Raw genomic sequence first — 20,306 nt, forward strand, 5'->3', positions numbered from 1 at the left:
CACCGCCCCCGCCCCACCCCGCACCATGGTCGGGTGAGCGTGACCATCGACATCACCGGACTGCCGCACGAGCGGATCTCCTTCTGCCCCTCGCCCCTGGCCGAGCTGGGCGCCGCCCTGCACGCCCTGGCCGAGCCCGCGCACCACGCCCGGCTGCACGCCTGGACCACCACCACGGCCGCCGCGCTGAAGCCGGAGCTCGCGGACCGGCTCCACGAGGCCGACTTCATGTGGCGCTCCACCCGGTCCGACGTCCTGCTGCCCGCCCGCCCCCGCGAGACCCTGGCCGAGGAGCTGGACGACCTCGACCGGATGGACGACGAGAAGTACGTGGGCGCGGCCCTGGAGATCTCCTGCGCCAGCCACTACACGCACGGCGCCCCGTCCCCGCTCGTGGACGATCGGATGCGCCGCCGCGCCCTCGACCTGGCCGCCGCGCGCGGCCCGCGCCAGGCCGCCTTCGTGGAGCGGATGCTCGCGGACCCGCCCGGCACGCGCGCGTGGGTCCGGCGGCTCCTGGAGGACTGCGACGAGGCGTTCTTCGCCGACACCTGGCGCCGCGTCCGGGTCCAGCTCGCCGCCGACGCCCGCCACAAGACCGAGCTGATGCGTCACCGGGGCCTGGCCGAGGCCGTCGCCGACGCCTCCTCCGCGATGGCCCTGGAGGAGGACGAACACGGCTCCCGGATCGTCGTCGACAAGCTGGTCCAGGGCCGCACCGACGCCGCGGGCACCGGCGTGACGTTCCTGCCGACCGCCTTCGGCTGGCCGCACCTCTTCGCGCTGCACGCGCCCGGCTGGCAGCCGGTGGTCCAGTACCCCGTGCCGACCCGCGACCTCGGCGGCGGCGCCCCCGTGGAGGCGGTCAAGCTGCGCCTGGAGGCGGTCGCCCACCCGATGCGGATGCGGCTCTGCCGCAGCCTGGCCCGGGGCGCGTACACGACGAGCGAGCTGGCCGACGCGTACGGCATCACCCCGCCCGAGGTCTCCCGCCACCTCGCGGTCATGAAGAAGGCCGGCCTGGTCACCACCCAGCGGCGCGGCCGGTACGTCCTGCACCAGCTCGACGTGGCCGTCACCGCCCGCCTCGGCAGCGACTTCCTGGAGTCGGTGCTGCGATAGCGAGCGGCGCTGTCCAAAAGGACGCCGGGACAGCGAGCGGCGCTATCCGAAAAACGGCACCCCAGCCCGGGAGGGGCCCTGTTACGCCGCCCCGCCGCCCCCGGCCCGCACCAGCCCCGACTCGTACGCGAGGACCACGACCTGGACCCGGTCGCGCAGGCCCAGCTTGGTCAGGATGCGGCCCACGTGCGTCTTCACCGTGGCCTCGGAGAGGACGAGCCGGGCGGCGATCTCGCCGTTCGACAGGCCCTGCGCGACCAGCATCATGACCTCCCGCTCCCGGTCCGTCAGGCGCCCCAGTTCCTTGCGCTCGGGCTCCTTGCCGGTGGACGGCAGCAGCGGCGAGAAGCGGTCGAGGAGGCGGCGGGTGGTGGAGGGCGCCACCACGGCGTCCCCGCTGTGCACCGAGCGGATCGCGCCGAGGAGCTCTCCCGGCGGCACGTCCTTCAGCATGAAGCCGCTCGCCCCCGCCTTCAGGCCGGAGAACGCGTACTCGTCGAGGTCGAAGGTGGTCAGGATCAGGACCTTCGGCGGGTCCGGCTGCGCGCAGATCCGCCGGGTCGCCTCCACCCCGTCGAGGCGCGGCATCCGCACGTCCATCAGGACGACGTCGACCTCCGTGGACCGCAGCACCTCCAGGGCCTCGGCGCCGTCGCCCGCCTCGGCCACGACCTCCATGTCCGGCTGGGCGGCCAGCACCATGCGGAAACCGGTGCGCAGCAGCACCTGGTCGTCGACGAGCATCACGCGGATGGACATGAGGGGGATTCCTTACGGGTCGTCAGTGGGCGGGTTTGAGGGGGAGCAGGGCGCTGATCCGGAAGCCTCCGCCCGGACGCGGGCCCGCGTCCAGGGTGCCGCCGACCATGCCGACCCGCTCCCTCATGCCGATCAGGCCGTGACCCCGCCCGTCGGCTCCCCCGTCCTCGTACATCTCCTGCGGCGCCCCCCGGCCGTCGTCCTCGACGAGCAGCCCGAGGCCGTCGTCGAAGTAGACCAGGCGGACGCTGGCGCCCGCGTCCGGCCCGCCGTGCTTGCGGGTGTTGGTGAGGGCCTCCTGCACGATCCGGTACGCGGTGAGCTCGACGCCGCTGGGCAGCGGGCGGGGGCTCCCCTCGATCGCGAAGTCGACGGTGAGTCCGGCGCCCCTGACCTGCTCGACGAGGTCCTCGATCTGGCCCACGTCGGGCTGCGGCACGTACTCCCCGGCCTCCTGGTGCTCCCCGGTGCGCAGGATGCCGAGGAGCCTGCGCATCTCGGCGAGCGCCTGCCGGCCGGTGCCGGAGATGGTCTCCAGGGCCTGCTTCGCGGTCTCCGGGGAGGAGTCCATGACGTAGGCGGCGCCGTCGGCCTGGACCACCATCACGGACACGTTGTGCGCGACGACGTCGTGCAGCTCGCGGGCGATCCGGGCCCGCTCGGCGGCGACCGCGACCTTGGCCTGGGCCTCGCGCTCCTGCTCCAGGCGGGAGGCCCGCTCCTCCAGCTGCGCGAAGTAGGCGCGGCGGGTGCGCAGGGAGTCGCCGAGGACCCAGGCGAGGGCGAACGGCACGGTCATGATGATCGTGAAGAAGACCCGGGCGGTGCCGGAGGAGGGCTCCTCCACCGGCCATCTGAGCTGGGAGAGCGTGGCGGCGCTCAGTCCGCCGGCGAGGGCGAGCCGGGACGCCCAGCGCGGTCCGTCGTGCACCGCGACCGTGTAGACGATCACGAACATGGCGAAGTCGGCCAGGAACGGCATCAGGTCGAGCGCCAGCTGGGCGACGCCGAGGGCGACCGAGAGCAGCAGCATCTTCTCGGGGGCCCGCCGGCGCAGGGCCACGACCAGCGAGAAGAGCGCGGCGACGATCACGTACGCGACGGGATGGCCGGACGTCGTCACGGAACTCGCCACCCACAGCAGGGAGAACCCGAAGAGGACGACGGCCCAGAAGGTGTCGACGCCCGTCGGGTGTCTGCGGAGGAAGTCGTAGAGGCGCTGCACGTCACCCAGCGTAGGGAAGGGGAAAGGTTCAGGGATCAACCGCGGGGGCGATCCTTGCGTCGGAGACCGTACTCCCCGAGGTGGAGACTGGGGCACGTGACGGACGAGACGCGGCGGTGGCAGGGGTGGCGGGAGGCCACGGAACGGGCGCTGTACGGCCCGGGGGGCTTCTTCCTGCGGCCCGAGGGACCCGCCGGGCACTTCCGCACCTCGGTGCACGCCTCCCCGCTCTTCGCGGGGGCCGTGGCGCGGCTCCTCGGCGAGGTCGCGGAGGAGCTGGGGACGGACCGGGTCGACTTCGTGGACGTGGGCGCGGGGCGCGGGGAGCTGCTCGCGGGGGTGCTCGCGGCGACCGCCGGGAGCGGGCTCTCGGTACGGGCGTACGGGGTCGAGCGCGCCGCCCGCCCGGACGGGCTCGACCCCCGGGTGGTGTGGACGGACCGGCCGCCGCGCGGGGCGCGGGGGCTGCTCTTCGCGAACGAGTGGCTGGACGACGTGCCGGTGGACGTGGCCGAGGCGGACGCGGCGGGCACGGTCCGGTACGTGGAGGTGTCCCGGGACGGCGCGGAACGGCTCGGCGGGCCCGTCTCCGGCGCGGACGCGGAGTGGCTGGAGCGCTGGTGGCCGCTGCGGGAGCCCGGGACGCGGGCCGAGATCGGGCGGCCCCGCGACGAGGCCTGGGCGTCGGCGGTGGCGTCCCTGGCGGCGGGCCGCGCGGTGGCCGTGGACTACGCGCACGTACGGGGCTCCCGGCCGCCCTTCGGCTCCCTGACCGGCTTCCGCGCGGGCCGCGAGGTCCCGCCGGTCCCGGACGGCTCCCGCGACCTGACGTCCCACGTGGCGCTCGACGCGTGCGCGGCGGCCGTCGGAGGGGTGCCCTCCGGAGGCGCGTCCCCCGGAGCGGCGGGCGTGGAGCTGGTCACGCAGCGGGAGGCGCTGCGGCGGCTCGGGGTGACCGGGGAGCGGCCGCCGCTCGCGCTCGCCTCGACCGATCCCGCCGGATACGTCCGGGCCCTCTCCTCGGCCGGCGAGGCCGCCGAGCTGACCGCCCGGGGCGGCCTCGGGGACTTCCTGTGGCTGACCCGGCGGGTTCCCCAGGAGGAGGGGCCCTAGGGGCGGGCCCCGTACGGGAGATACTGGCCGCATGACGGAGACGACGGTCGGAATCGGCGGCGCGGCGGAGAGCACCGACATGGTGCTGAACATCGGGCCGCAGCACCCCTCGACCCACGGCGTGCTCCGGCTCCGGCTCGTCCTGGACGGCGAGGTGATCCGGTCGGCCGAGCCGGTGGTCGGCTACATGCACCGGGGGGCCGAGAAGCTCTTCGAGGCGCGGGACTACCGGCAGATCGTCATGCTGGCCAACCGCCACGACTGGCTGTCCGCCTTCTCCAGCGAGCTGGGCGTGGTGATGGCCGTCGAGCGGATGCTGGGCATGGAGGTCCCGGAGCGCGCGGTGTGGACCCGTACGCTCCTCGCCGAGCTGAACCGGGTCCTCAACCACCTCATGTTCCTCGGCTCGTACCCCCTCGAACTGGGCGGGATCACCCCGGTCTTCCACGCCTTCCGGGAGCGCGAGGAGCTCCAGGCGGTGATGGAGGAGGCGTCCGGCGGCCGGATGCACTACATGTTCAACCGGGTCGGCGGCCTCAAGGAGGACCTGCCGGCCGGGTGGACGGGCCGGGCGCGGCAGGCCGTCGCGGACGTGCGGTCGCGGATGGACGTGTACGACCGGCTCGTCCTCGGCAACGAGATCTTCCGGGGCCGCACGCGCGGGATCGGGGTCCTGTCGCGGGAGGCGGTCCACGCGTACGGGGTGTCGGGGCCGATCGCCCGCGCCTCGGGCGTCGACTTCGACCTGCGCCGCGACGAGCCGTACCTCGCGTACGGGGAGCTGGCGGACGTCCTGCGGGTGGCGGTGCGGGAGGAGGGCGACTGCCTGGCCCGGTTCGAGTGCCTCCTGGAGCAGACGCACAACTCCCTGGACCTGGCGGACGCCTGCCTGGACCGGATGGAGGAGCTGCCGCCGGGGCCGGTCAACCAGCGGCTGCCCAAGGTGCTCAAGGCGCCGGAGGGCCACACGTACGCGTGGACCGAGAATCCGCTCGGCGTCAACGGCTACTACCTGGTGTCGAAGGGCGAGAAGACCCCGTACCGGCTGAAGCTGCGCTCGGCCTCCTTCAACAACATCCAGGCGCTCGCCGAGCTGCTGCCGGGGACGCTGGTGGCCGACATGGTGGCGATCCTGGGCTCGCTCTTCTTCGTCGTCGGCGACATCGACAAGTAGGAGACAAGGAGGGGATAAGCAGGACCCGCCGCTATCCGTGTCGACGGGTAGGGCCCGCCGCTATCCGTCCTCGCGGCGCATCACCGCGTACACGCGTCCCGACGTGCCGGGCGTGCGCCGGTCGGCGACGGTCCAGCCCCAGTGCTCGTACCGCTTCGTCAGTTCCGGTACGTCGAGGGTCATCAGGAGCCGCGGGCCCGGGGCGGCGGCCGCGAGGATCGCGTCGTGGAGGGCGCGGCCGGTGCCGAGGCCCTGGTGGGCGGGGGCGACGACGAGTTCGGCGAGTTCGAAGGCGGGCTCCCGGCCGGTCAGGACGGTGTCGGTCCAGCCGGCCGTGAAGCCAAGCAGCTCGCCGTCCGGGCCGAACGCGGCGACGGCCCGGAAGTCGGGCCGCCCGGCCGCCGAGCCGAGCAGCCGCTCCACGGTCCGTACGGCGCCGAGCGGCGGTTCGTGCCAGGGGGCGCCGCAGAAGGCCTGGGCGCACAGGGCGAGCAGTTCGTCCCGGCGGCGGGCGACCTCACCGGCGGGGAAGTCGGCGAGGCGGCGCGTCACGAGTTCACGGCCCCGCGCAGCTCCGCCAGGTCGAGCTGTTCCGTCTCGTCGTGCGCGGTCAGGTCGATGACCTGGCCGATCGTCCGCGGCGGCACGGGGGTGCCGACGGCGGGGCCGGTGACCGGGGTGAGGGCGGGGGCGCCGGTCCGCTCGGTCTCGGCGGCCAGGACCTCCTCGCCCACGACGTCGGCGAGGTCGGTGTTCTGCACGGCCTCGATGGCGTCGGCCGTCTTCTGCGTGCCGAAGAAGTCGAAGCCGCCCTCGGGGCGCGGGACGGGCCTGCGGGAGGCGTACGGGACGATGGCGGCCGCGATCGCCACGGGGGCGGGGGCCGCCGGGAGCGCGAGGGCGGGGGCGGCCGGCCGGGTGTGCTGCTCGGTCCCGGCGACCGCCGCGTGCTTCCCCTGCGGTTCCTCCGTCTCCCGGGCGCGCTCGGCCAGGTCGCGGGCGCGGGCGGCCTCGGCGGTGCGGCGGGCCTGCTGGGCGGCGGCGTTGCGCGGGAGGTCGCGCAGGGCCTGGGCGGCGCGGCGGAAGGCCTCGGGGGTGGGCGTGGAGCCGGCGGCCGGGAGGGCCTTGGCGTCGCCGTGGCCCGCGCTCTCCAGGGCGAGGACGCGGCGGCCCTCCAGGGCGCTGGCCCGCTCGGTCTCGGCGGTGGCGTAGCGGCGGAGCAGGTCGGCGTGCTCGCCGCGCAGCCCGGCGAGCTCCACGCGCTTGGCGCGGAGCTTGGCGTCGAGCCGGGCGCGCAGCGCGCGGGACTCGTCGAGGTCGGACTCCAGTTCGGCGAGGCGTTCCTCGGCCTTCCACTGGTCGGCGGCGCGCGCCCGCTCGGTCTCGGCGACGCGCAGGCCGGCGCTCCGGTCCCAACTGCGCATGAGGACGGCGCCGGTGACGGCCGCGGCCGCCGCGGCGGCGGTCAGCAGCCGTACGACCACCAGGTCTCCGGGCAGCCAGGCGGCCGCGGCGCACACGACCGCGGCGCCGGCGACCGCGGAGGGCGGCAGCAGCTTGTGCAGAGGCGGGGAATGGCGGTGGCGTCCACGTGGCATGGCCTGAAATTTACCGTGCGTAGGCGCCATGTGGGGGGTCGGCCCGGCAATCTCTTGGCCACTTCTCGCCACCGGAAGTGGATATCGACCGTTCCGGTTCCGTTTCGGGCCGACTCCCCCCGCCCCGCGCCTACTTCTTGAGCAGCCCCTTCGCCGTCAGATAGTCCTTGGCGACGTCCTCCGGCTTCGCCCGCTCGGCGTCCACCTTGCGGTTGAGTTCGGCGAGATCCGCTGTGGTGAGCACCTTGGTGATCTTGTCCAGGGCGGCGGCGATCTCGGGAGAACCCGCGTCCTTGGCGTTGACCACGGGCAGAACGTTGTCGGCGTTCTGGAGCTTCTTGTCGTCGGCGAGGAAGACGAGCCCGTAGTTCTCGATCGTGGCGTCCGTGGTGGTCGTCAGGACCAGCTGGTCCACCCCGTCCTTGACGGCCTGCTTGGCCTGCGGGGTGCCGACGCCCTTGGGGTCGATCCCGGCCACGTCAATCCCGTACGTCTTCTTCAGACCGGGGGCGCAGAAGGGGCGCACCGCGCATTCGTCACCGGCGGCGATCTTCACCTTGATCTTGGAGGCGCCGAGATCGGAAAGCGTCTTCAGCTTGTTCTTCTCGGCGAATTCCTTCGACACCGCGAAGGCGTTCTGGTCGACCGCCTCTCCGACCGCGAGGACCTTCAGACCGCGCGGCTCGGCGAGCTTCCGCAGCGCCTCGACGGTGGCCGCCGCGTCGCCCGAGGCGACCGGCTTCTCCTCGGGCGCCTTCGGCCCGTTCGCCTTCGCGTTGAGGAATTCCGCGATCGTCGCCGCGTATTCCGGGACGACGTCGATCTCGCCCTTCTCCAGGGAGGGCTCGTACAGCTCGCGATTCTTCACCGTGGTGATCGAGACCGCGTATCCGGCGTCCCGCAGCGACTGGGCGTACAGCTCGGCGAGGACCTTGGCCTCGGTGAAGGCGGCCGCGCCGACCACCAGCGAGCCCTTCGACCCACCGCCCGAACCGCCGGAGCTCCCGGAGCCGCTCTTCCTGCCGTCCTCCAGGCTGTCACCGCCGCACGCCGCGAGGGCGGCGGTCAGCGCCGCCGTACCCAGCAGCGCGCCCGCTATACGCGAGACCCTGTTCACGAGATCACCCATCCACTCGGCTTCGTCAGATCGTTCTGTTCTTCGGCACGCGCGCGTGCCCCGGCCCCGACAGGAGCCGGTCGGCACCGGCGAGCACGCCCTCCACCAGGAGGGCGAGCAGGGCCACGAGCACCGCGCCCGCCACCACCTGCCCCGTGTCGTACGTGGCGAACCCGGCCGTGATGATCCGGCCGAGACCGCCCTGGCCGACCATCGCCGCGACCGTGGCCGTGGCGACCACCTGCACCGCGGCCGAGCGGACGCCGGTCATCACCACCGGCCGGGCCAGCGGCAGTTCCACCCGCAGGAAGACCTGCCCGCCCGTCATCCCCATGCCCCGCGCGGCCCGCACCGCGGCCCGGTCCACCTCCCGCACCCCCACGTACGCGTTGGTGAGGAGCGGGGGCATCGCGAAGAGCACCAGGGCCACCACGGTCGGCACGTATCCGGCGTTCCGCAGGGGCGACACCATGAAGAGGGCGAGGACCGCGAAGACGGGGACCGCCCGCCCCACGTTCGACACGTTCACCGCGAGCGTCCCGCCCCGGCCCAGGTGACCCAGCCACAGGCCCAGCGGCAGCGCGAGCGCCGCGGCGATCAGGAGCGCGAGCCCGCTCACGTACACGTGCTCGGCGAGCCGCTGCCCTATCCCCCCGTCCCCCGCCCAGTGCGCGCCGGTGGTGAGCCAGCCCCAGGCGTCCGTCACGACCCCCACCTCACCCACCCCCCGGCGCGGTCCGTATGCGGGCCCAGGGCGTCAGGAGCCGCTGGAGGCCCAGGAGCAGCAGGTCGGCGACGACGGCGAGCAGCACGCACAGCACCGAGGCGGCGAGCACCTGCGCCTTGAAGAAGGTCGGCAGGGCGTCCTCGATGAGGTTCCCCAGGCCGCCGCGCCCGACGACCGAACCGATCGTCGTCAGCGCGATCGTGGACACCGTCGCCATCCGCACGCCCGCCATCAGGACCGGCAGCGCCAGGGGCAGTTCGACCGCCCACAGCAGCCGCAGCGAGCCGTACCCCATGCCCCGGGCCGCCTCCCGCGTCTCGGCCGGGACCGCGGCGAGCCCCGCCAGCGCGTTCCGCACGAGGATCGTCAGGGCGTACAGCACCAGACCGGTCACCACGAGCGCCGCCGAGAGCCCGAAGAACGGCAGCAGCAGCGAGAACATCGCCAGCGACGGGACCGTGTAGAGCAGCGTGGTCAGCCCGAGGACCGGCCCGGCGAACCGGGGCCTGGCCCGGACGAGCAGCGCCAGCGGCACCGCGACGACGAGCGCGATCAGCACCGAGGCGACCGTGATTCCCACATGCTGGAGCAGCGCCTCCGTCAACTCCTCGCGGCGGGTGCGGAGGTACTCCCCGCAGATCCAGTCGTTCGTGACCAGACAGTTCGGCGCGCTCATCGTCCCTCCCCCCGGGCCTCCACCTACCCGAACGCATGTGTGGACGACCCTAACCCCCGCCACCGACAATCCCCGAGATCCGCCACAATGCGGCAACACGCCCTTCACACACCCCCGCCGCCCAGGGGCCAGAATGGGGAACCATGATCCGGTTCGAGCACGTGACCAAGCGGTACGACGACGGCACCACCGCCGTGGACGACCTCTCCTTCGAGGTCGCCGAGGGCGAACTCGTCACCCTGGTCGGCCCGTCCGGCTGCGGCAAGACGACCACGATGATGATGGTGAACCGGCTCGTCGAACCGACCTCCGGCCGCGTCCTCGTCGACGGCGAGGACATCGCCGGCGTCGACCCGGTCGCCCTGCGCCGCAAGATCGGCTACGTCATCCAGCAGGTCGGCCTCTTCCCCCACCGCACCGTCCTCGACAACACCGCGACCGTCCCCTCCCTCCTGGGCTGGAAGAAAGCGGCGGCACGCGCGCGGGCCGCCGAACTCCTCGACCTCGTCGGCCTCGACCCGGCCACGTACGGCTCCCGCTACCCCGCCCAGCTCTCCGGCGGCCAGCGCCAGCGCGTCGGCGTCGCCCGCGCCCTCGCCGCCGACCCGCCCGTCCTCCTCATGGACGAGCCCTTCGGCGCCGTCGACCCCGTCGTCCGCGAACGCCTCCAGAACGAGTTCCTCGCCCTCCAGGCCACCGTCCGCAAGACCGTCCTCCTCGTCACCCACGACATCGAGGAGGCCGTCCGCATGGGCGACCGCATGGCCGTCTACGGACAGGGCCGCATCGAGCAGTTCGACACCCCCGCCACCGTCCTCGGCTCCCCCGCCACCCCGTACGTCGCGGACTTCGTCGGCAGCGACCGCGGCCTCAAGCGGCTCGCCGTCACCCCCGTCACCGAGGCCGACCTCGACCCCGTGCCGGCCGGAGCGCCCGGAAACGGCGACCCCGCCCCCGTACCCCTCGGCACCTCCCTCAAGGAGGCGCTCGCCGTGCTCCTCCAGCACGACACCGGACGCCTCACCGTCACCGGCGCCGACGGCAGCCCCCTCGGCGTCCTCACCCCGGCCGGCGTCCACCGCGCCCTGCGCCGGGCCTCGGCCGCGTGACCGCCGGCGCCCCCGGGATCAGTCCGCGCTGAGCTTCCCGCCCATCCACACGAGCCCCGGCGGGATCTCCCGGTTCCACGTGTTGAAGTTGTGGCCGCCGCTCTCCAGGACGATCGACGAGACGTCCGCCGGGCTCTTCACCTTCCGGACGAACTCCCGCGTCCCCTTCAGGTTGTCCTCGCCCTTCAGCGACGACGTCACCAGGAACGACGACTTCCCCTGCGGCAGGTGGTCCAGGCTCCACAGCAGGTCGGCCCGCTTGCGCAGCCGGTCGTCCCCCCGGAACAGGTCACCGGTCGTCACGTCCTCCGCCGCCCGGTAGTACGCCGAGAAGCCCGCCCCCGCCGCGAACCGGTCCGGATGGTGCAGCGCGATCTTCAGCGCGCAGTACGCCCCCGTCGAGTTCCCCATGAAGCCCCAGTTCCGCGGCTCCGTCCCCACCCGGTACGTCTCCGAGACCGCCTTCGGCAGGTCCCGCGCGAAGAAGGTCTCCGTCTGCGGGCCCCCCGGCACGTCCACGCACTCGGTGTCCCTGGGCGGCGCCACCGTCGGACGCAGCATCACCAGGATCATCGGCTGCATCCGGCCCCGCTCCGCCTGCTCGTACGCCGTCCTCGGGTACTTCAGGCCCTTGATCAGGTTCTCCGCCGTCCCCGGATACCCCGTGAGCACCACCGACGCCGGGAACGTCCGCTTCGCGTACCGCTCCTGGAAGTACTCCGGCGGCAGGTACACGTAGGCCGGCGAGACGATCCCCGACCGCTCCCCCGCCACCACGACCTTCTGGATCTGCCCGCCGACCTCCGGACGCCCGCCGCCCGGCACGTCCATCGCCCGCGTCCCCACCACCCGCACGTCCTTCGAACCGGCCGTGTGGTCGACCACCACGCCCATGTCCTGCTCCTGGCCGAACAGATCGGCCCACGAGCCGTAGAAGAGGAACGACCGGTTCGCCGCCAGGCCCACCGCCGCGAAGAGCGTCACCTGGGTCACGAGCAGCAGACCCACCCGGCCCGTGACCGACCGCCACCCGCCGCGCGCGAGCCGCGGCCACAGCAGGACCGTGGCCAGGAACAGCACCACGGCCACCATGACCGCCAGCACGAGGACCTTGGTACTGGTGAGACCCATGAGTCGACCGAGCCTTCTTTCCGAGAATTTCCTGTGAACCGATGAACCCGGCCCCGTACGGCGCCGTCCTAGAAGGCGCACCAGCCGGAACGGCCCGCCGAACGCGCCGCAGGGCCCGACCGGAGTCAAAGACCCTGCGCAGGACCACGGGAAGTACGGGAAGCCATGTCTGTCACGGTAGATGGGGACAAAAGAGGATTGGTTCCGGTTCGGGTACGACGGATCCTCCGCGGCCCCCGACCCGAGAAGGTCCCCTCGCTCGTCGGCACGGCCTGCACCCTCATCGGCCTCCTCGACATCGCCGCCGGGGTCTTCCCCCGCTTCCGCGCCAGCCGCGTCCACGCCGTCGCCGAAGTCCTCCCCGGCACCCTCGGCCCCCTCTCCGCCGCCCTCTCCCTGAGCGCCGGAGTCCTCCTCCTGCTCCTCGCCCACGGCCTCAAGCGCCACAAGCGCCGCGCCTGGCGGGCCGCCGTCGTCCTCCTCCCCCTCGGCGCCACCGCCCAGTTCGTCTGGCGCCACTCGATCCTCGGCGCCCTCCTCTCCCTCGCCCTCCTCACCCTCCTGATCCGCCACCGCGGCGAATTCGCCGCCCTCCCCGACCCCCGCAGCCGCTGGCGCGCCCTCGCCAACTTCGTCGTCATGGGCGCCGGCTCCATCGCCCTCGGCCTCGTCATCGTCAGCGCCCACCCGCGCCGCGTCATCGGCAGCCCCAGCCTCACCGACCGCCTCGAACACGTCCTGTACGGACTCCTCGGCGTCGAAGGCCCCGTCGGCTACACCCACGGCGTCGACTGGACCGTCGGCTACTCCCTCGGCGCCCTCGGCATGATCACCGCCCTCACCACCATCTACCTGGCCTTCCGCCCCGAGCACCCCGCCGCCCGACTCACCGACGACGACGAGACCCGGCTGCGCGCCCTCCTCGACCAGCACGGCGGCCGCGACTCCCTCGGCCACTTCGCCCTCCGCCGCGACAAGGGCGTCATCTTCTCCCCCAGCGGCAAGGCCGCCGTCTGCTACCGCGTCGTCTCCGGCGTCATGCTCGCCAGCGGCGACCCCATCGGCGACGTCGAGGCCTGGCCCGGCGCCATCGAACGCTTCATGGACGAGGCCAAGATCCACTCCTGGACCCCCGCCGTCATGGGCTGCTCCGAGACCGGCGGCCAGGTCTGGACCCGCGAGACCGGCCTCGACGCCCTCGAACTCGGCGACGAGGCGGTCGTCGACGTCGCGGATTTCTCCCTCTCCGGCCGGGCCATGCGCAACGTCCGCCAGATGGTCAAGCGCATCGAGCGCAACGGCTACACCACCCGCGTCCGCCGCGTCCGTGACCTCGACGACGCCGAACTCGCACGCGTCCGCCGCGCCGCCGCCGACTGGCGCGGCACCGACACCGAACGCGGCTTCTCCATGGCCCTCGGCCGCATCGGCGCCCCCGGCGACGGCGACGCGGTGATAGCGACCGCCCACAAAGAGGACGAGGACGGTACGGAGACCCCCTACGGCGACCTCAAGGCGATCATCCACTTCGTCCCCTGGGGCCCCGACGGCATGTCCCTCGAACTCATGCGCCGCGACCGCTCCGCCGACCCCGGCATGAACGAGCTCCTCATCGTCGCCGCCCTCCAGGCCTCCCCCGCCCTCGGCATCACCCGCGTCTCCCTCAACTTCGCCATGTTCCGCGCGGCCCTCGCCCGCGGCGAGAAGATCGGCGCCGGACCCGTCCTCCGCCTCTGGCGCGGACTCCTCGTCTTCCTCTCCCGCTGGTTCCAGATCGAGTCCCTCTACAAGTTCAACGCCAAGTTCCGGCCCCGCTGGGAACCCCGCTTCGTCGTCTACCGCACCAGCCGCGACCTCCCCCGCATCGGCTTCGCCGCCATGCAGGCCGAGGGCTTCGTGAACCTCTCCCTCCCCCGCCCCTTCACCCGCCGCCGCCCCGCCCCGGCCCCCCGCCCCTGCGCCCACATCACCCCGGCCCGCCCGGCCGAACACGAGGCCCGCGCGGCCTGACCCGGCGGGGCCCGGGGCCGCCCGCCTCCAGGCCCACCTGGCGGGCCGCGGCCCGGCCCCGAACCCCCGGCCAGGCCCTAGGCTGGTCCCATGAGTACGACGATCGGCCGGGGCACGGCCCGGGGCCTGCCGGAGTGGGACCGCTGCGCGGTCATGGGCGTGGTCAACGTGACCCCCGACTCCTTCTCCGACGGCGGCCGCTGGTTCGACACCACGGCCGCCGTCAAACACGGCCTCCACCTGGCCGCCGAAGGCGCCGACCTGATCGACGTCGGCGGCGAGTCCACCCGCCCCGGCGCCTCCCGCGTCGACGAGGAGGAGGAACTCCGCCGCGTCGTCCCCGTCGTCCGCGGCCTCGCCGCCGAAGGCGTCACCGTCTCCGTCGACACCATGCGCGCCACCGTCGCCGCCCGCGCCGTCGACGCCGGCGCCCTCCTCGTCAACGACGTCAGCGGCGGCCTCGCCGACCCCGGCATGGTCCCCGCCGTCGCCGCCGCCGAAGTCCCCTTCGTCGTCATGCACTGGCGCGGCTTCAGCGACCACATGAACGCCCTCGCCGTGTACGACGATGTCGTCGCCGAAGTCGTCACCGAACTCCGCACCCGCCTGGAGGCCGTCGTCGACGGCGGCATCGACCCCGACCGCGTCGTCGTCGACCCCGGCCTCGGCTTCGCCAAGCTCGCCCCGCACGACCTGGCCCTCGTCGCCCACCTCCCCGAGCTGCGCGCCCTCGGCCGCCCCCTCCTCGTCGCCGCCTCCCGCAAACGCTTCCTCGGCCACGTCCTCGCCCACGAGGGCGCCGCCCCGCCCCCCGCGCGCGAACGCGACGCCGCCACCGCCGCCGTCTCCGCCCTCGCCGCCCACGCGGGCGCGTGGGCCGTCCGCGTCCACGAGGTCCGCGCCACCGCCGACGCCGTCCGGGTCGCCCGCGCGGTCGAAGGAGCCAGGTGACCCCCGCCACCGACGAAGCGGCCGTCGAAGCCGCCAACACCGCCTTCTACGAGGCCATGGAGACCGGCGACTTCGACACCGTCTCCGGCCTCTGGCTCGACGACGACACCGTCCCCGTGACCTGCGTCCACCCCGGCTGGCCCGTCCTCACCGGCCGCGGCGAGGTCCTCCGCTCGTACGCCCTGATCATGGCGAACACCGAGTACATCCAGTTCTTCCTCACCGACCTCAAGATCTCCCTCGCCGGCGACACCGCCCTCGTCACCTGCACCGAGAACATCCTCAGCGGCGGCCCCGCCGAGGACGGCGCCGAACTCGGACCCCTCGTCGGACAGCTCGTCGTCGCCACCAACGTCTTCCGCCGCACCCCCGACGGCTGGCGCGTCTGGTCCCACCACGCCTCCCCCGTCCTCGCCGACACCGACGGCCCGGACGACGCGGAAACCGCCCCCGACGACCTCGAACCACCCGTCTGACCTGCGGCGGCTCCCGCCCCCGGCCCCCCGCGGGCACGCCCTGTCGGTCCTCGCGGGTAGATTCGACGACGGACACCCGGCCGTCCGCACCCGGCTGCGTGGCCACCCGAACTACGACAGCAGGAGTGATTCGCGTGGATCGTGTCGCGCTGCGCGGCCTCAAGGCCCGGGGCCATCACGGCGTCTTCCCCAAGGAGCGCGAGGAGGGACAGACCTTCATCGTGGACCTGACCCTCGGCCTGGACACCCGCCCCGCCGCCGCCGGGGACGACCTCTCCAAGACCGTCCACTACGGGATCGTCGCCGAGGAGGTCGTCGACGTCGTCCAGGGCGAGCCCGTCGACCTGATCGAAACCCTCGCCGAACGCATCGCCCAGCAGTGCCTGAGCCACGCCGGGGTACAGGAGGTGGAGGTCGTCGTCCACAAGCCGGACGCGCCCATCACCGTGCCCTTCGACGACGTCACCGTCACGATCACCCGGAGCCGACGATGAAAGCGACGCACAGCGACCCCACCGTCCAGCCCGTCCCCGCCTCCGTCGTCGAGACCGTCGACGCCGCCGACACCACCCTCTCCAACCCCCGCTGGGCCGTCCTCGCCCTCGGCGCCAACCTCGGCAACCGCCTGGAGACCCTCCAGGGCGCCGTCGACGCCCTCGCCGACACCCCCGGCCTCCGGGTCAAGGCCGTCTCCCCGGTGTACGAGACCGAGCCCTGGGGCGTCGACCCCGGCAGCCAGCCCTCGTACTTCAACGCCGTCGCCCTCGTGAAGACGACCCTGCCGCCCTCCTCCCTCCTGGAGCGCGCCCACGCCGTCGAGGAGGCCTTCCACCGTGTCCGCGAGGAGCGCTGGGGCCCCCGCACCATCGACGTCGACATCGTCGCGTACGCGGACGTGGTCTCCGACGACCCCGTCCTCACCCTGCCCCACCCCCGCGCCCACCAGCGCGCCTTCGTCCTCGCCCCCTGGCACGACGTGGACCCCGAAGCCCAGCTCCCCGGCCACGGCCCGGTCGCCGGACTCCTCTCCTCCGTCGGCGACGAGGGCGTCACCCTCCGTGCCGACCTGGAACTCCGTCTGCCCGAGTAGTCGTTAGGCTCGTGGCAGACCGCCCGCGACCACGTGAAGGACACCCGGTGAAACAACTGCGGCTGAAGGTGCTCGCCGGACTGTTCCTGGCGGCCGGCGTCCTCTCCTGGGGCGGCGCCCGGCTCTGGGACTCGGTCGGCACCCTCCCGAGCGTGCCGGTCGCCGCGCCGATCGTCCTCGCCGTCATCGCCGCCGTCCTCACCGCGACCGCCCTCTCCCTCCGCGCCCGCCTCCGGGCCCAGCGGGAGCGCCGCCCCGGCGCCAAGGGCGTCGAGCCCCTGATGGCGGCCCGCGCGGTGGTCTTCGGCCAGTCCAGCGCCCTGGTCGCCGCCCTCGTCGCCGGCATGTACGGCGGCACGGGCGTCTTCCTCCTCGGCTCCCTCGACGTCCCGGCCCGCCGCGACCAGGCCCTCCACGCCGCCCTCGCGGTCCTGGCGGGCCTGGCCGTCATCGCGTCGGCCTTCTTCCTGGAGCGCGTGTGCAAGCTGCCGGAGGACGACGACGAAGGCCCGGGCAGCGCCCGGGCCTGAGGTCCTTCTCCGCGGTGGCGCTCAGCGCGCCATGATGAGGCTCATCGCCTCCGCACGGGTCGCGGGGTCGCGCAGCTGGCCCCGGACGGCCGAGGTGATGGTCTTCGCTCCGGGCTTGCGGATGCCGCGCATCGACATGCACATGTGCTCGCACTCGAAGACCACGATGACCCCGCGCGGCTCCAGGATCTCCATCAGCGAGTCCGCCACCTGCGTGGTGAGTCGCTCCTGCACCTGCGGACGGCGGGCGTAGACGTCGACCAGGCGGGCCAGCTTCGACAGGCCGGTGATCTTCCCCGACGTGGACGGGATGTATCCGACGTGGGCCACCCCGCGGAACGGGACGAGGTGGTGCTCACAGGTCGAAAACACCTCGATGTCCTTGACCAGCACCATCTCGTCGTGGCCCAGGTCGAAGGTGGTCGTCAGGACGTCCTGGGGCTCCTGCCGCAGGCCCGCGAATATCTCCTTGTACGCCCGCGCCACCCGCGCCGGCGTCTCCCTCAGGCCCTCGCGGTCCGGGTCCTCGCCGACCGCGATGAGGAGCTCTCGTACGGCGTTCTCGGCGCGCTTCTCGTCGAAGTCGCCGATCCTGCCCTCGCCGTCCAGGGTCACCGGGTCGGTCATCTTTGCCTCGTTCCGTATGCCTGTGTGCGCGAATGGCCGCGCCCCCACAGGCTAAAACCTGTGGGGGCGCGGGATCCATTCCGGGTCCGCCGGGGCGGTCAGTCCTCCGGGGACGGGGGGTCCACCGGGGCGATGTCGAGGCCCTTGGTGGTGTCCACCGTGGCGGACGAGCCGTTCGCGCTGTTCGTCAGGGCCAGCTCCTTGGGGGAGAGGACCGGCGGGCGCGTGGAGGGGGTGCGGCGGGAGGAACCGGTCCACGCCGGGCGGGCCGGGCGCTTCACGATCGGGGCGAAGATCTCCGCGATCTCCTCCTTGCCGAGGGTCTCCTTCTCCAGGAGGGCGAGGACCAGGTTGTCGAGGACGTCGCGGTTCTCGACAAGGATCTCCCAGGCCTCGTTGTGCGCGGTCTCGATGAGCTTCTTGACCTCTTCGTCGACCAGCGCCGCGACCTCTTCCGAGTAGTCGCGCTGGTGCGCCATCTCGCGCCCGAGGAAGGGCTCGGTGTTGTCGCCGCCGAACTTGATCGCGCCGAGACGCTCGGTCATGCCGTACTGGGTGACCATCGCGCGGGCCGTGGCGGTGGCCTTCTCGATGTCGTTCGCGGCGCCGGTGGTCGGGTCGTGGAAGACCAGTTCCTCGGCGGCGCGGCCGCCCAGCATGTACGCCAGTTGGTCGAGCATCTCGTTGCGGGTGGTGGAGTACTTGTCCTCTTCCGGCAGGACCATCGTGTAGCCCAGGGCGCGGCCCCGGGACAGGATGGTGATCTTGTGGACCGGGTCGGAGTTCGGCAGGGCCGCCGCGACCAGGGCGTGGCCGCCCTCGTGGTACGCGGTGATCTTCTTCTCCTTGTCCGACATGATCCGGGTCCGCTTCTGCGGGCCCGCGACCACGCGGTCGATCGCCTCGTCCAGCGCCTTGTTGTCGATCAGCTTCTGGTCGCTGCGGGCGGTGAGGAGCGCCGCCTCGTTGAGGACGTTGGAGAGGTCCGCGCCGGTGAAGCCGGGGGTGCGTCGGGCGACGGCGCCGAGGTCGACGTCCGGGGCGACCGGCTTGCCCTTCTGGTGGACCTTGAGGATCTCCAGGCGGCCCAGCATGTCCGGGCGGTCGACGGCGATCTGCCGGTCGAAGCGGCCGGGGCGGAGGAGCGCCGGGTCGAGGATGTCGGGGCGGTTCGTGGCGGCGATCAGGATGACGCCGCCCTTCACGTCGAAGCCGTCCATCTCGACGAGGAGCTGGTTGAGGGTCTGCTCGCGCTCGTCGTGGCCGCCGCCGAGGCCGGCGCCGCGGTGGCGTCCGACGGCGTCGATCTCGTCGACGAAGACGATGGCCGGTGCGTTGGCCTTGGCCTGCTCGAAGAGGTCGCGGACCCGGGAGGCGCCGACGCCGACGAACATCTCGACGAAGTCGGAGCCGGAGATCGAGTAGAAGGGGACCCCTGCCTCGCCGGCGACCGCGCGCGCGAGGAGCGTCTTGCCGGTTCCGGGCGGGCCGTAGAGCAGGACGCCCTTGGGGATCTTGGCGCCGACGGCCTGGAACTTGGCGGGCTCCTGGAGGAATTCCTTGATCTCGTGGAGTTCCTCGACGGCCTCGTCCGAGCCCGCGACGTCGGCGAAGGTGGTCTTCGGGGTGTCCTTGGTGATGAGCTTCGCCTTGGACTTGCCGAACTGCATGACGCGGGAGCCGCCGCCCTGCATCTGGTTCATCAGGAAGAGGAAGACGACCACGATGAGGACGAAGGGCAGGAGGGAGAGCAGGATCGAGACGAAGGGCGACTGCTTCGTCGGGGAGACGGTGTAGCCCTTCTCGATCTGTCCGGCCTCGAACTTCTCCTGGAGCTTGTCGGCGAGGGCGACGCCCTGGCTGCCGATGTAGCTGGCCTGGATCTTGTCGCTCTTGTCGATCTTCTGGCCGTCGACGAGCTCGATCTTGATGAGCTGCTCGTCACCGGTGGTGATCTTTGCCTGCTTGACCTGGTTCTTGTCGATCGCCTGGACGACCTTGCCGGTGTCCACCGTCTTGTAGCCCTCGGACGAGCCGACGACCTGCATCAGCACGACCACGGCGAGGACGGCCAGCACGATCCACATGACCGGCCCACGGAAGTATCGCTTCACGTCCATCCATACGGAGCGATAGCGCTCCGTCCCTCCTGCCCGTAGGAAAATGCTGCTGTGAGAGCTGCTGTGAGTACTGCGGTGTGAAAAAGCTGTTCTTCGGACGGTACCTCAGCATCGTCGCCCGCGACCGCCTTCCCGTGGTTCAACGGAGGGAAGGCGGTGCGGGTTCCCCGTACGGCCGTGGGATCAGCCGCCGTAGACGTGCGGGGCGAGCGTGCCGACGAAGGGGAGGTTCCGGTACTTCTCGGCGTAGTCGAGGCCGTAGCCGACGACGAACTCGTTGGGGATGTCGAAGCCGATCCACTTGACGTCAATGGCGACCTTGGCGGCCTCGGGCTTGCGCAGGAGGGTGCACACCTCCAGGGAGGCGGGTTCGCGCGAGCCGAGGTTCGACAGGAGCCAGGAGAGGGTCAGGCCGGAGTCGATGATGTCCTCGACGATCAGGACGTGCTTGCCCTTGATGTCGGTGTCGAGGTCCTTGAGGATGCGGACGACGCCGGAGGACTGGGTGCCGGCGCCGTAGGAGGAGACGGCCATCCAGTCCATGGTGACGGGGGTGGACAGGGCGCGAGCCAGATCCGCCATCACCATCACGGCGCCCTTGAGGACGCCGACGATGAGCAGGTCCTTGCCCGCGTATTCCGTGTCGATCTTCGCGGCCAGCTCTGCCAGCTTGGCGTCGATCTCTTCCTTGGTGATGAGCACCGACTGGAGGTCGGTGCCCATGTCCTTCTCGTTCACCCGGGTCACTTTC

The 20,306-nt window shown here is 72.5% G+C and carries 21 protein-coding genes; 10 read left to right on the forward strand and 11 right to left on the reverse strand.

From position 1 onward, the window contains the following. Window positions 1-39: 39 nt before the first annotated feature. Window positions 40-1,122 (forward strand): DUF5937 family protein, encoded by a 1,083-nt coding sequence (locus tag ACIQD7_RS28305; RefSeq protein ID WP_402445447.1) that lies wholly within the window; start codon window positions 40-42, stop codon window positions 1,120-1,122. A gap of 81 nt (window positions 1,123-1,203) precedes the next feature. Here ACIQD7_RS28305 and ACIQD7_RS28310 read toward each other — a convergent pair whose 3' ends face one another. Together ACIQD7_RS28310 and ACIQD7_RS28315 are read right to left on the reverse strand one after the other, a co-directional pair. After that, a complete protein-coding gene (locus tag ACIQD7_RS28310) occupies window positions 1,204-1,881 on the reverse strand; it encodes a response regulator transcription factor (protein ID WP_121833502.1) in 678 nt (225 codons plus the stop codon). 22 nt (window positions 1,882-1,903) lie between these two features. Continuing rightward, window positions 1,904-3,106 carry a sensor histidine kinase gene (locus ACIQD7_RS28315; protein WP_402445256.1) on the reverse strand — a complete coding sequence of 401 codons (1,203 nt, stop codon included), beginning with the start codon at window positions 3,104-3,106 and terminating at the stop codon, window positions 1,904-1,906. A gap of 96 nt (window positions 3,107-3,202) precedes the next feature. Here ACIQD7_RS28315 and ACIQD7_RS28320 point away from each other — a divergent pair, with 96 nt between their 5' ends. Continuing rightward, complete coding sequence (locus ACIQD7_RS28320) at window positions 3,203-4,219, forward strand: SAM-dependent methyltransferase (RefSeq protein ID WP_402445258.1); 1,017 nt, start codon at window positions 3,203-3,205, stop codon at window positions 4,217-4,219. 31 nt (window positions 4,220-4,250) lie between these two features. Next, a complete protein-coding gene (locus ACIQD7_RS28325; RefSeq protein WP_161373587.1) occupies window positions 4,251-5,393 on the forward strand; it encodes an NADH-quinone oxidoreductase subunit D in 1,143 nt (380 codons plus the stop codon). Between the two features lie 60 nt (window positions 5,394-5,453). Here the strand turns inward: ACIQD7_RS28325 and ACIQD7_RS28330 are convergent, their stop codons facing one another. From ACIQD7_RS28330 to ACIQD7_RS28350, 5 genes are all read right to left on the reverse strand, one after another. Beyond that, on the reverse strand, window positions 5,454-5,945 hold the full coding sequence (locus tag ACIQD7_RS28330) for a GNAT family N-acetyltransferase (RefSeq protein ID WP_402445259.1): 492 nt from the start codon (window positions 5,943-5,945) through the stop codon (window positions 5,454-5,456). Continuing rightward, window positions 5,942-6,991, reverse strand: coding sequence for a hypothetical protein (locus tag ACIQD7_RS28335; protein WP_402445261.1), 1,050 nt, complete (start codon window positions 6,989-6,991; stop codon window positions 5,942-5,944). The genes ACIQD7_RS28330 and ACIQD7_RS28335 overlap by 4 nt, the downstream gene beginning before the upstream one ends. Window positions 6,992-7,121: 130 nt before the next feature. Next, window positions 7,122-8,120, reverse strand: a complete 999-nt coding sequence (locus ACIQD7_RS28340) for an ABC transporter substrate-binding protein (RefSeq protein ID WP_202527562.1) — start codon at window positions 8,118-8,120, stop codon at window positions 7,122-7,124. 13 nt (window positions 8,121-8,133) lie between these two features. After that, the gene (locus ACIQD7_RS28345; protein WP_121832399.1) at window positions 8,134-8,823 is read right to left on the reverse strand and encodes an ABC transporter permease; all 690 of its coding nucleotides are present in this window, start codon (window positions 8,821-8,823) and stop codon (window positions 8,134-8,136) included. Window position 8,824: 1 nt separating this feature from the next. After that, window positions 8,825-9,511 (reverse strand): ABC transporter permease, encoded by a 687-nt coding sequence (locus ACIQD7_RS28350; RefSeq protein WP_121832398.1) that lies wholly within the window; start codon window positions 9,509-9,511, stop codon window positions 8,825-8,827. A gap of 143 nt (window positions 9,512-9,654) precedes the next feature. On the opposite strand from ACIQD7_RS28350, the gene ACIQD7_RS28355 reads away from it, so the two are divergent. Beyond that, window positions 9,655-10,620, forward strand: coding sequence for an ABC transporter ATP-binding protein (locus tag ACIQD7_RS28355; RefSeq protein WP_121832397.1), 966 nt, complete (start codon window positions 9,655-9,657; stop codon window positions 10,618-10,620). An 18-nt stretch (window positions 10,621-10,638) separates the two neighbouring features. Here the strand turns inward: ACIQD7_RS28355 and ACIQD7_RS28360 are convergent, their stop codons facing one another. Then, on the reverse strand, window positions 10,639-11,751 hold the full coding sequence (locus ACIQD7_RS28360; protein WP_402445264.1) for an alpha/beta hydrolase: 1,113 nt from the start codon (window positions 11,749-11,751) through the stop codon (window positions 10,639-10,641). A 165-nt stretch (window positions 11,752-11,916) separates the two neighbouring features. Here ACIQD7_RS28360 and ACIQD7_RS28365 point away from each other — a divergent pair, with 165 nt between their 5' ends. The 6 genes from ACIQD7_RS28365 (at window position 11,917) to ACIQD7_RS28390 (ending at window position 16,808) form a co-directional block, all read left to right on the forward strand. After that, on the forward strand, window positions 11,917-13,761 hold the full coding sequence (locus ACIQD7_RS28365) for a phosphatidylglycerol lysyltransferase domain-containing protein (protein ID WP_402445266.1): 1,845 nt from the start codon (window positions 11,917-11,919) through the stop codon (window positions 13,759-13,761). Between the two features lie 90 nt (window positions 13,762-13,851). Beyond that, window positions 13,852-14,712, forward strand: a complete 861-nt coding sequence (gene folP, locus ACIQD7_RS28370; RefSeq protein WP_402445268.1) for a dihydropteroate synthase — start codon at window positions 13,852-13,854, stop codon at window positions 14,710-14,712. A gap of 56 nt (window positions 14,713-14,768) precedes the next feature. Beyond that, complete coding sequence (locus tag ACIQD7_RS28375; RefSeq protein ID WP_237529018.1) at window positions 14,769-15,188, forward strand: nuclear transport factor 2 family protein; 420 nt, start codon at window positions 14,769-14,771, stop codon at window positions 15,186-15,188. Between the two features lie 134 nt (window positions 15,189-15,322). Further along, window positions 15,323-15,682, forward strand: a complete 360-nt coding sequence (gene folB / locus ACIQD7_RS28380; protein ID WP_030219416.1) for a dihydroneopterin aldolase — start codon at window positions 15,323-15,325, stop codon at window positions 15,680-15,682. Continuing rightward, the gene (gene folK, locus ACIQD7_RS28385; protein WP_121832392.1) at window positions 15,679-16,278 is read left to right on the forward strand and encodes a 2-amino-4-hydroxy-6-hydroxymethyldihydropteridine diphosphokinase; all 600 of its coding nucleotides are present in this window, start codon (window positions 15,679-15,681) and stop codon (window positions 16,276-16,278) included. Before folB ends, folK begins: the two co-directional genes overlap by 4 nt. A 47-nt stretch (window positions 16,279-16,325) precedes the next feature. Continuing rightward, complete coding sequence (locus ACIQD7_RS28390) at window positions 16,326-16,808, forward strand: DUF3180 domain-containing protein (RefSeq protein ID WP_402445270.1); 483 nt, start codon at window positions 16,326-16,328, stop codon at window positions 16,806-16,808. 21 nt (window positions 16,809-16,829) lie between these two features. Here ACIQD7_RS28390 and folE read toward each other — a convergent pair whose 3' ends face one another. The 3 genes from folE to hpt form a co-directional block, all read right to left on the reverse strand. After that, entirely contained in the window at window positions 16,830-17,435 is a 606-nt protein-coding gene (gene folE / locus ACIQD7_RS28395) for a GTP cyclohydrolase I FolE (protein ID WP_030219409.1), read from the reverse strand. A gap of 98 nt (window positions 17,436-17,533) precedes the next feature. Then, a complete protein-coding gene (gene ftsH, locus ACIQD7_RS28400) occupies window positions 17,534-19,555 on the reverse strand; it encodes an ATP-dependent zinc metalloprotease FtsH (protein ID WP_121832388.1) in 2,022 nt (673 codons plus the stop codon). Window positions 19,556-19,738: 183 nt separating this feature from the next. Continuing rightward, complete coding sequence (gene hpt, locus ACIQD7_RS28405) at window positions 19,739-20,278, reverse strand: hypoxanthine phosphoribosyltransferase (RefSeq protein ID WP_121832400.1); 540 nt, start codon at window positions 20,276-20,278, stop codon at window positions 19,739-19,741. Window positions 20,279-20,306 lie beyond the last annotated feature (28 nt).

This window comes from Streptomyces sp. NPDC093071 (genome assembly GCF_044754545.1).
Taxonomy (GTDB): domain Bacteria; phylum Actinomycetota; class Actinomycetes; order Streptomycetales; family Streptomycetaceae; genus Streptomyces.

Excerpts from the sequence above, each read along its gene's own strand:
- ACIQD7_RS28310 (WP_121833502.1), bottom strand. The coding sequence starts at position 1,881 with ATGTCCATCCGCGTGATGCTCGTCGACGACCAGGTGCTGCTGCGCACC.
- ACIQD7_RS28325 (WP_161373587.1), top strand. The coding sequence starts at position 4,251 with ATGACGGAGACGACGGTCGGAATCGGCGGCGCGGCGGAGAGCACCGAC.
- ACIQD7_RS28335 (WP_402445261.1), bottom strand. The coding sequence starts at position 6,991 with ATGCCACGTGGACGCCACCGCCATTCCCCGCCTCTGCACAAGCTGCTG.
- ACIQD7_RS28340 (WP_202527562.1), bottom strand. The coding sequence starts at position 8,120 with ATGGGTGATCTCGTGAACAGGGTCTCGCGTATAGCGGGCGCGCTGCTG.
- ACIQD7_RS28350 (WP_121832398.1), bottom strand. The coding sequence starts at position 9,511 with ATGAGCGCGCCGAACTGTCTGGTCACGAACGACTGGATCTGCGGGGAG.
- ACIQD7_RS28355 (WP_121832397.1), top strand. The coding sequence starts at position 9,655 with ATGATCCGGTTCGAGCACGTGACCAAGCGGTACGACGACGGCACCACC.
- ACIQD7_RS28360 (WP_402445264.1), bottom strand. The coding sequence starts at position 11,751 with ATGGGTCTCACCAGTACCAAGGTCCTCGTGCTGGCGGTCATGGTGGCC.
- ACIQD7_RS28365 (WP_402445266.1), top strand. The coding sequence starts at position 11,917 with ATGTCTGTCACGGTAGATGGGGACAAAAGAGGATTGGTTCCGGTTCGG.
- folP (WP_402445268.1), top strand. The coding sequence starts at position 13,852 with ATGAGTACGACGATCGGCCGGGGCACGGCCCGGGGCCTGCCGGAGTGG.
- ACIQD7_RS28375 (WP_237529018.1), top strand. The coding sequence starts at position 14,769 with ATGGAGACCGGCGACTTCGACACCGTCTCCGGCCTCTGGCTCGACGAC.
- folK (WP_121832392.1), top strand. The coding sequence starts at position 15,679 with ATGAAAGCGACGCACAGCGACCCCACCGTCCAGCCCGTCCCCGCCTCC.
- folE (WP_030219409.1), bottom strand. The coding sequence starts at position 17,435 with ATGACCGACCCGGTGACCCTGGACGGCGAGGGCAGGATCGGCGACTTC.
- ftsH (WP_121832388.1), bottom strand. The coding sequence starts at position 19,555 with ATGGACGTGAAGCGATACTTCCGTGGGCCGGTCATGTGGATCGTGCTG.
- hpt (WP_121832400.1), bottom strand. The coding sequence starts at position 20,278 with ATGGGCACCGACCTCCAGTCGGTGCTCATCACCAAGGAAGAGATCGAC.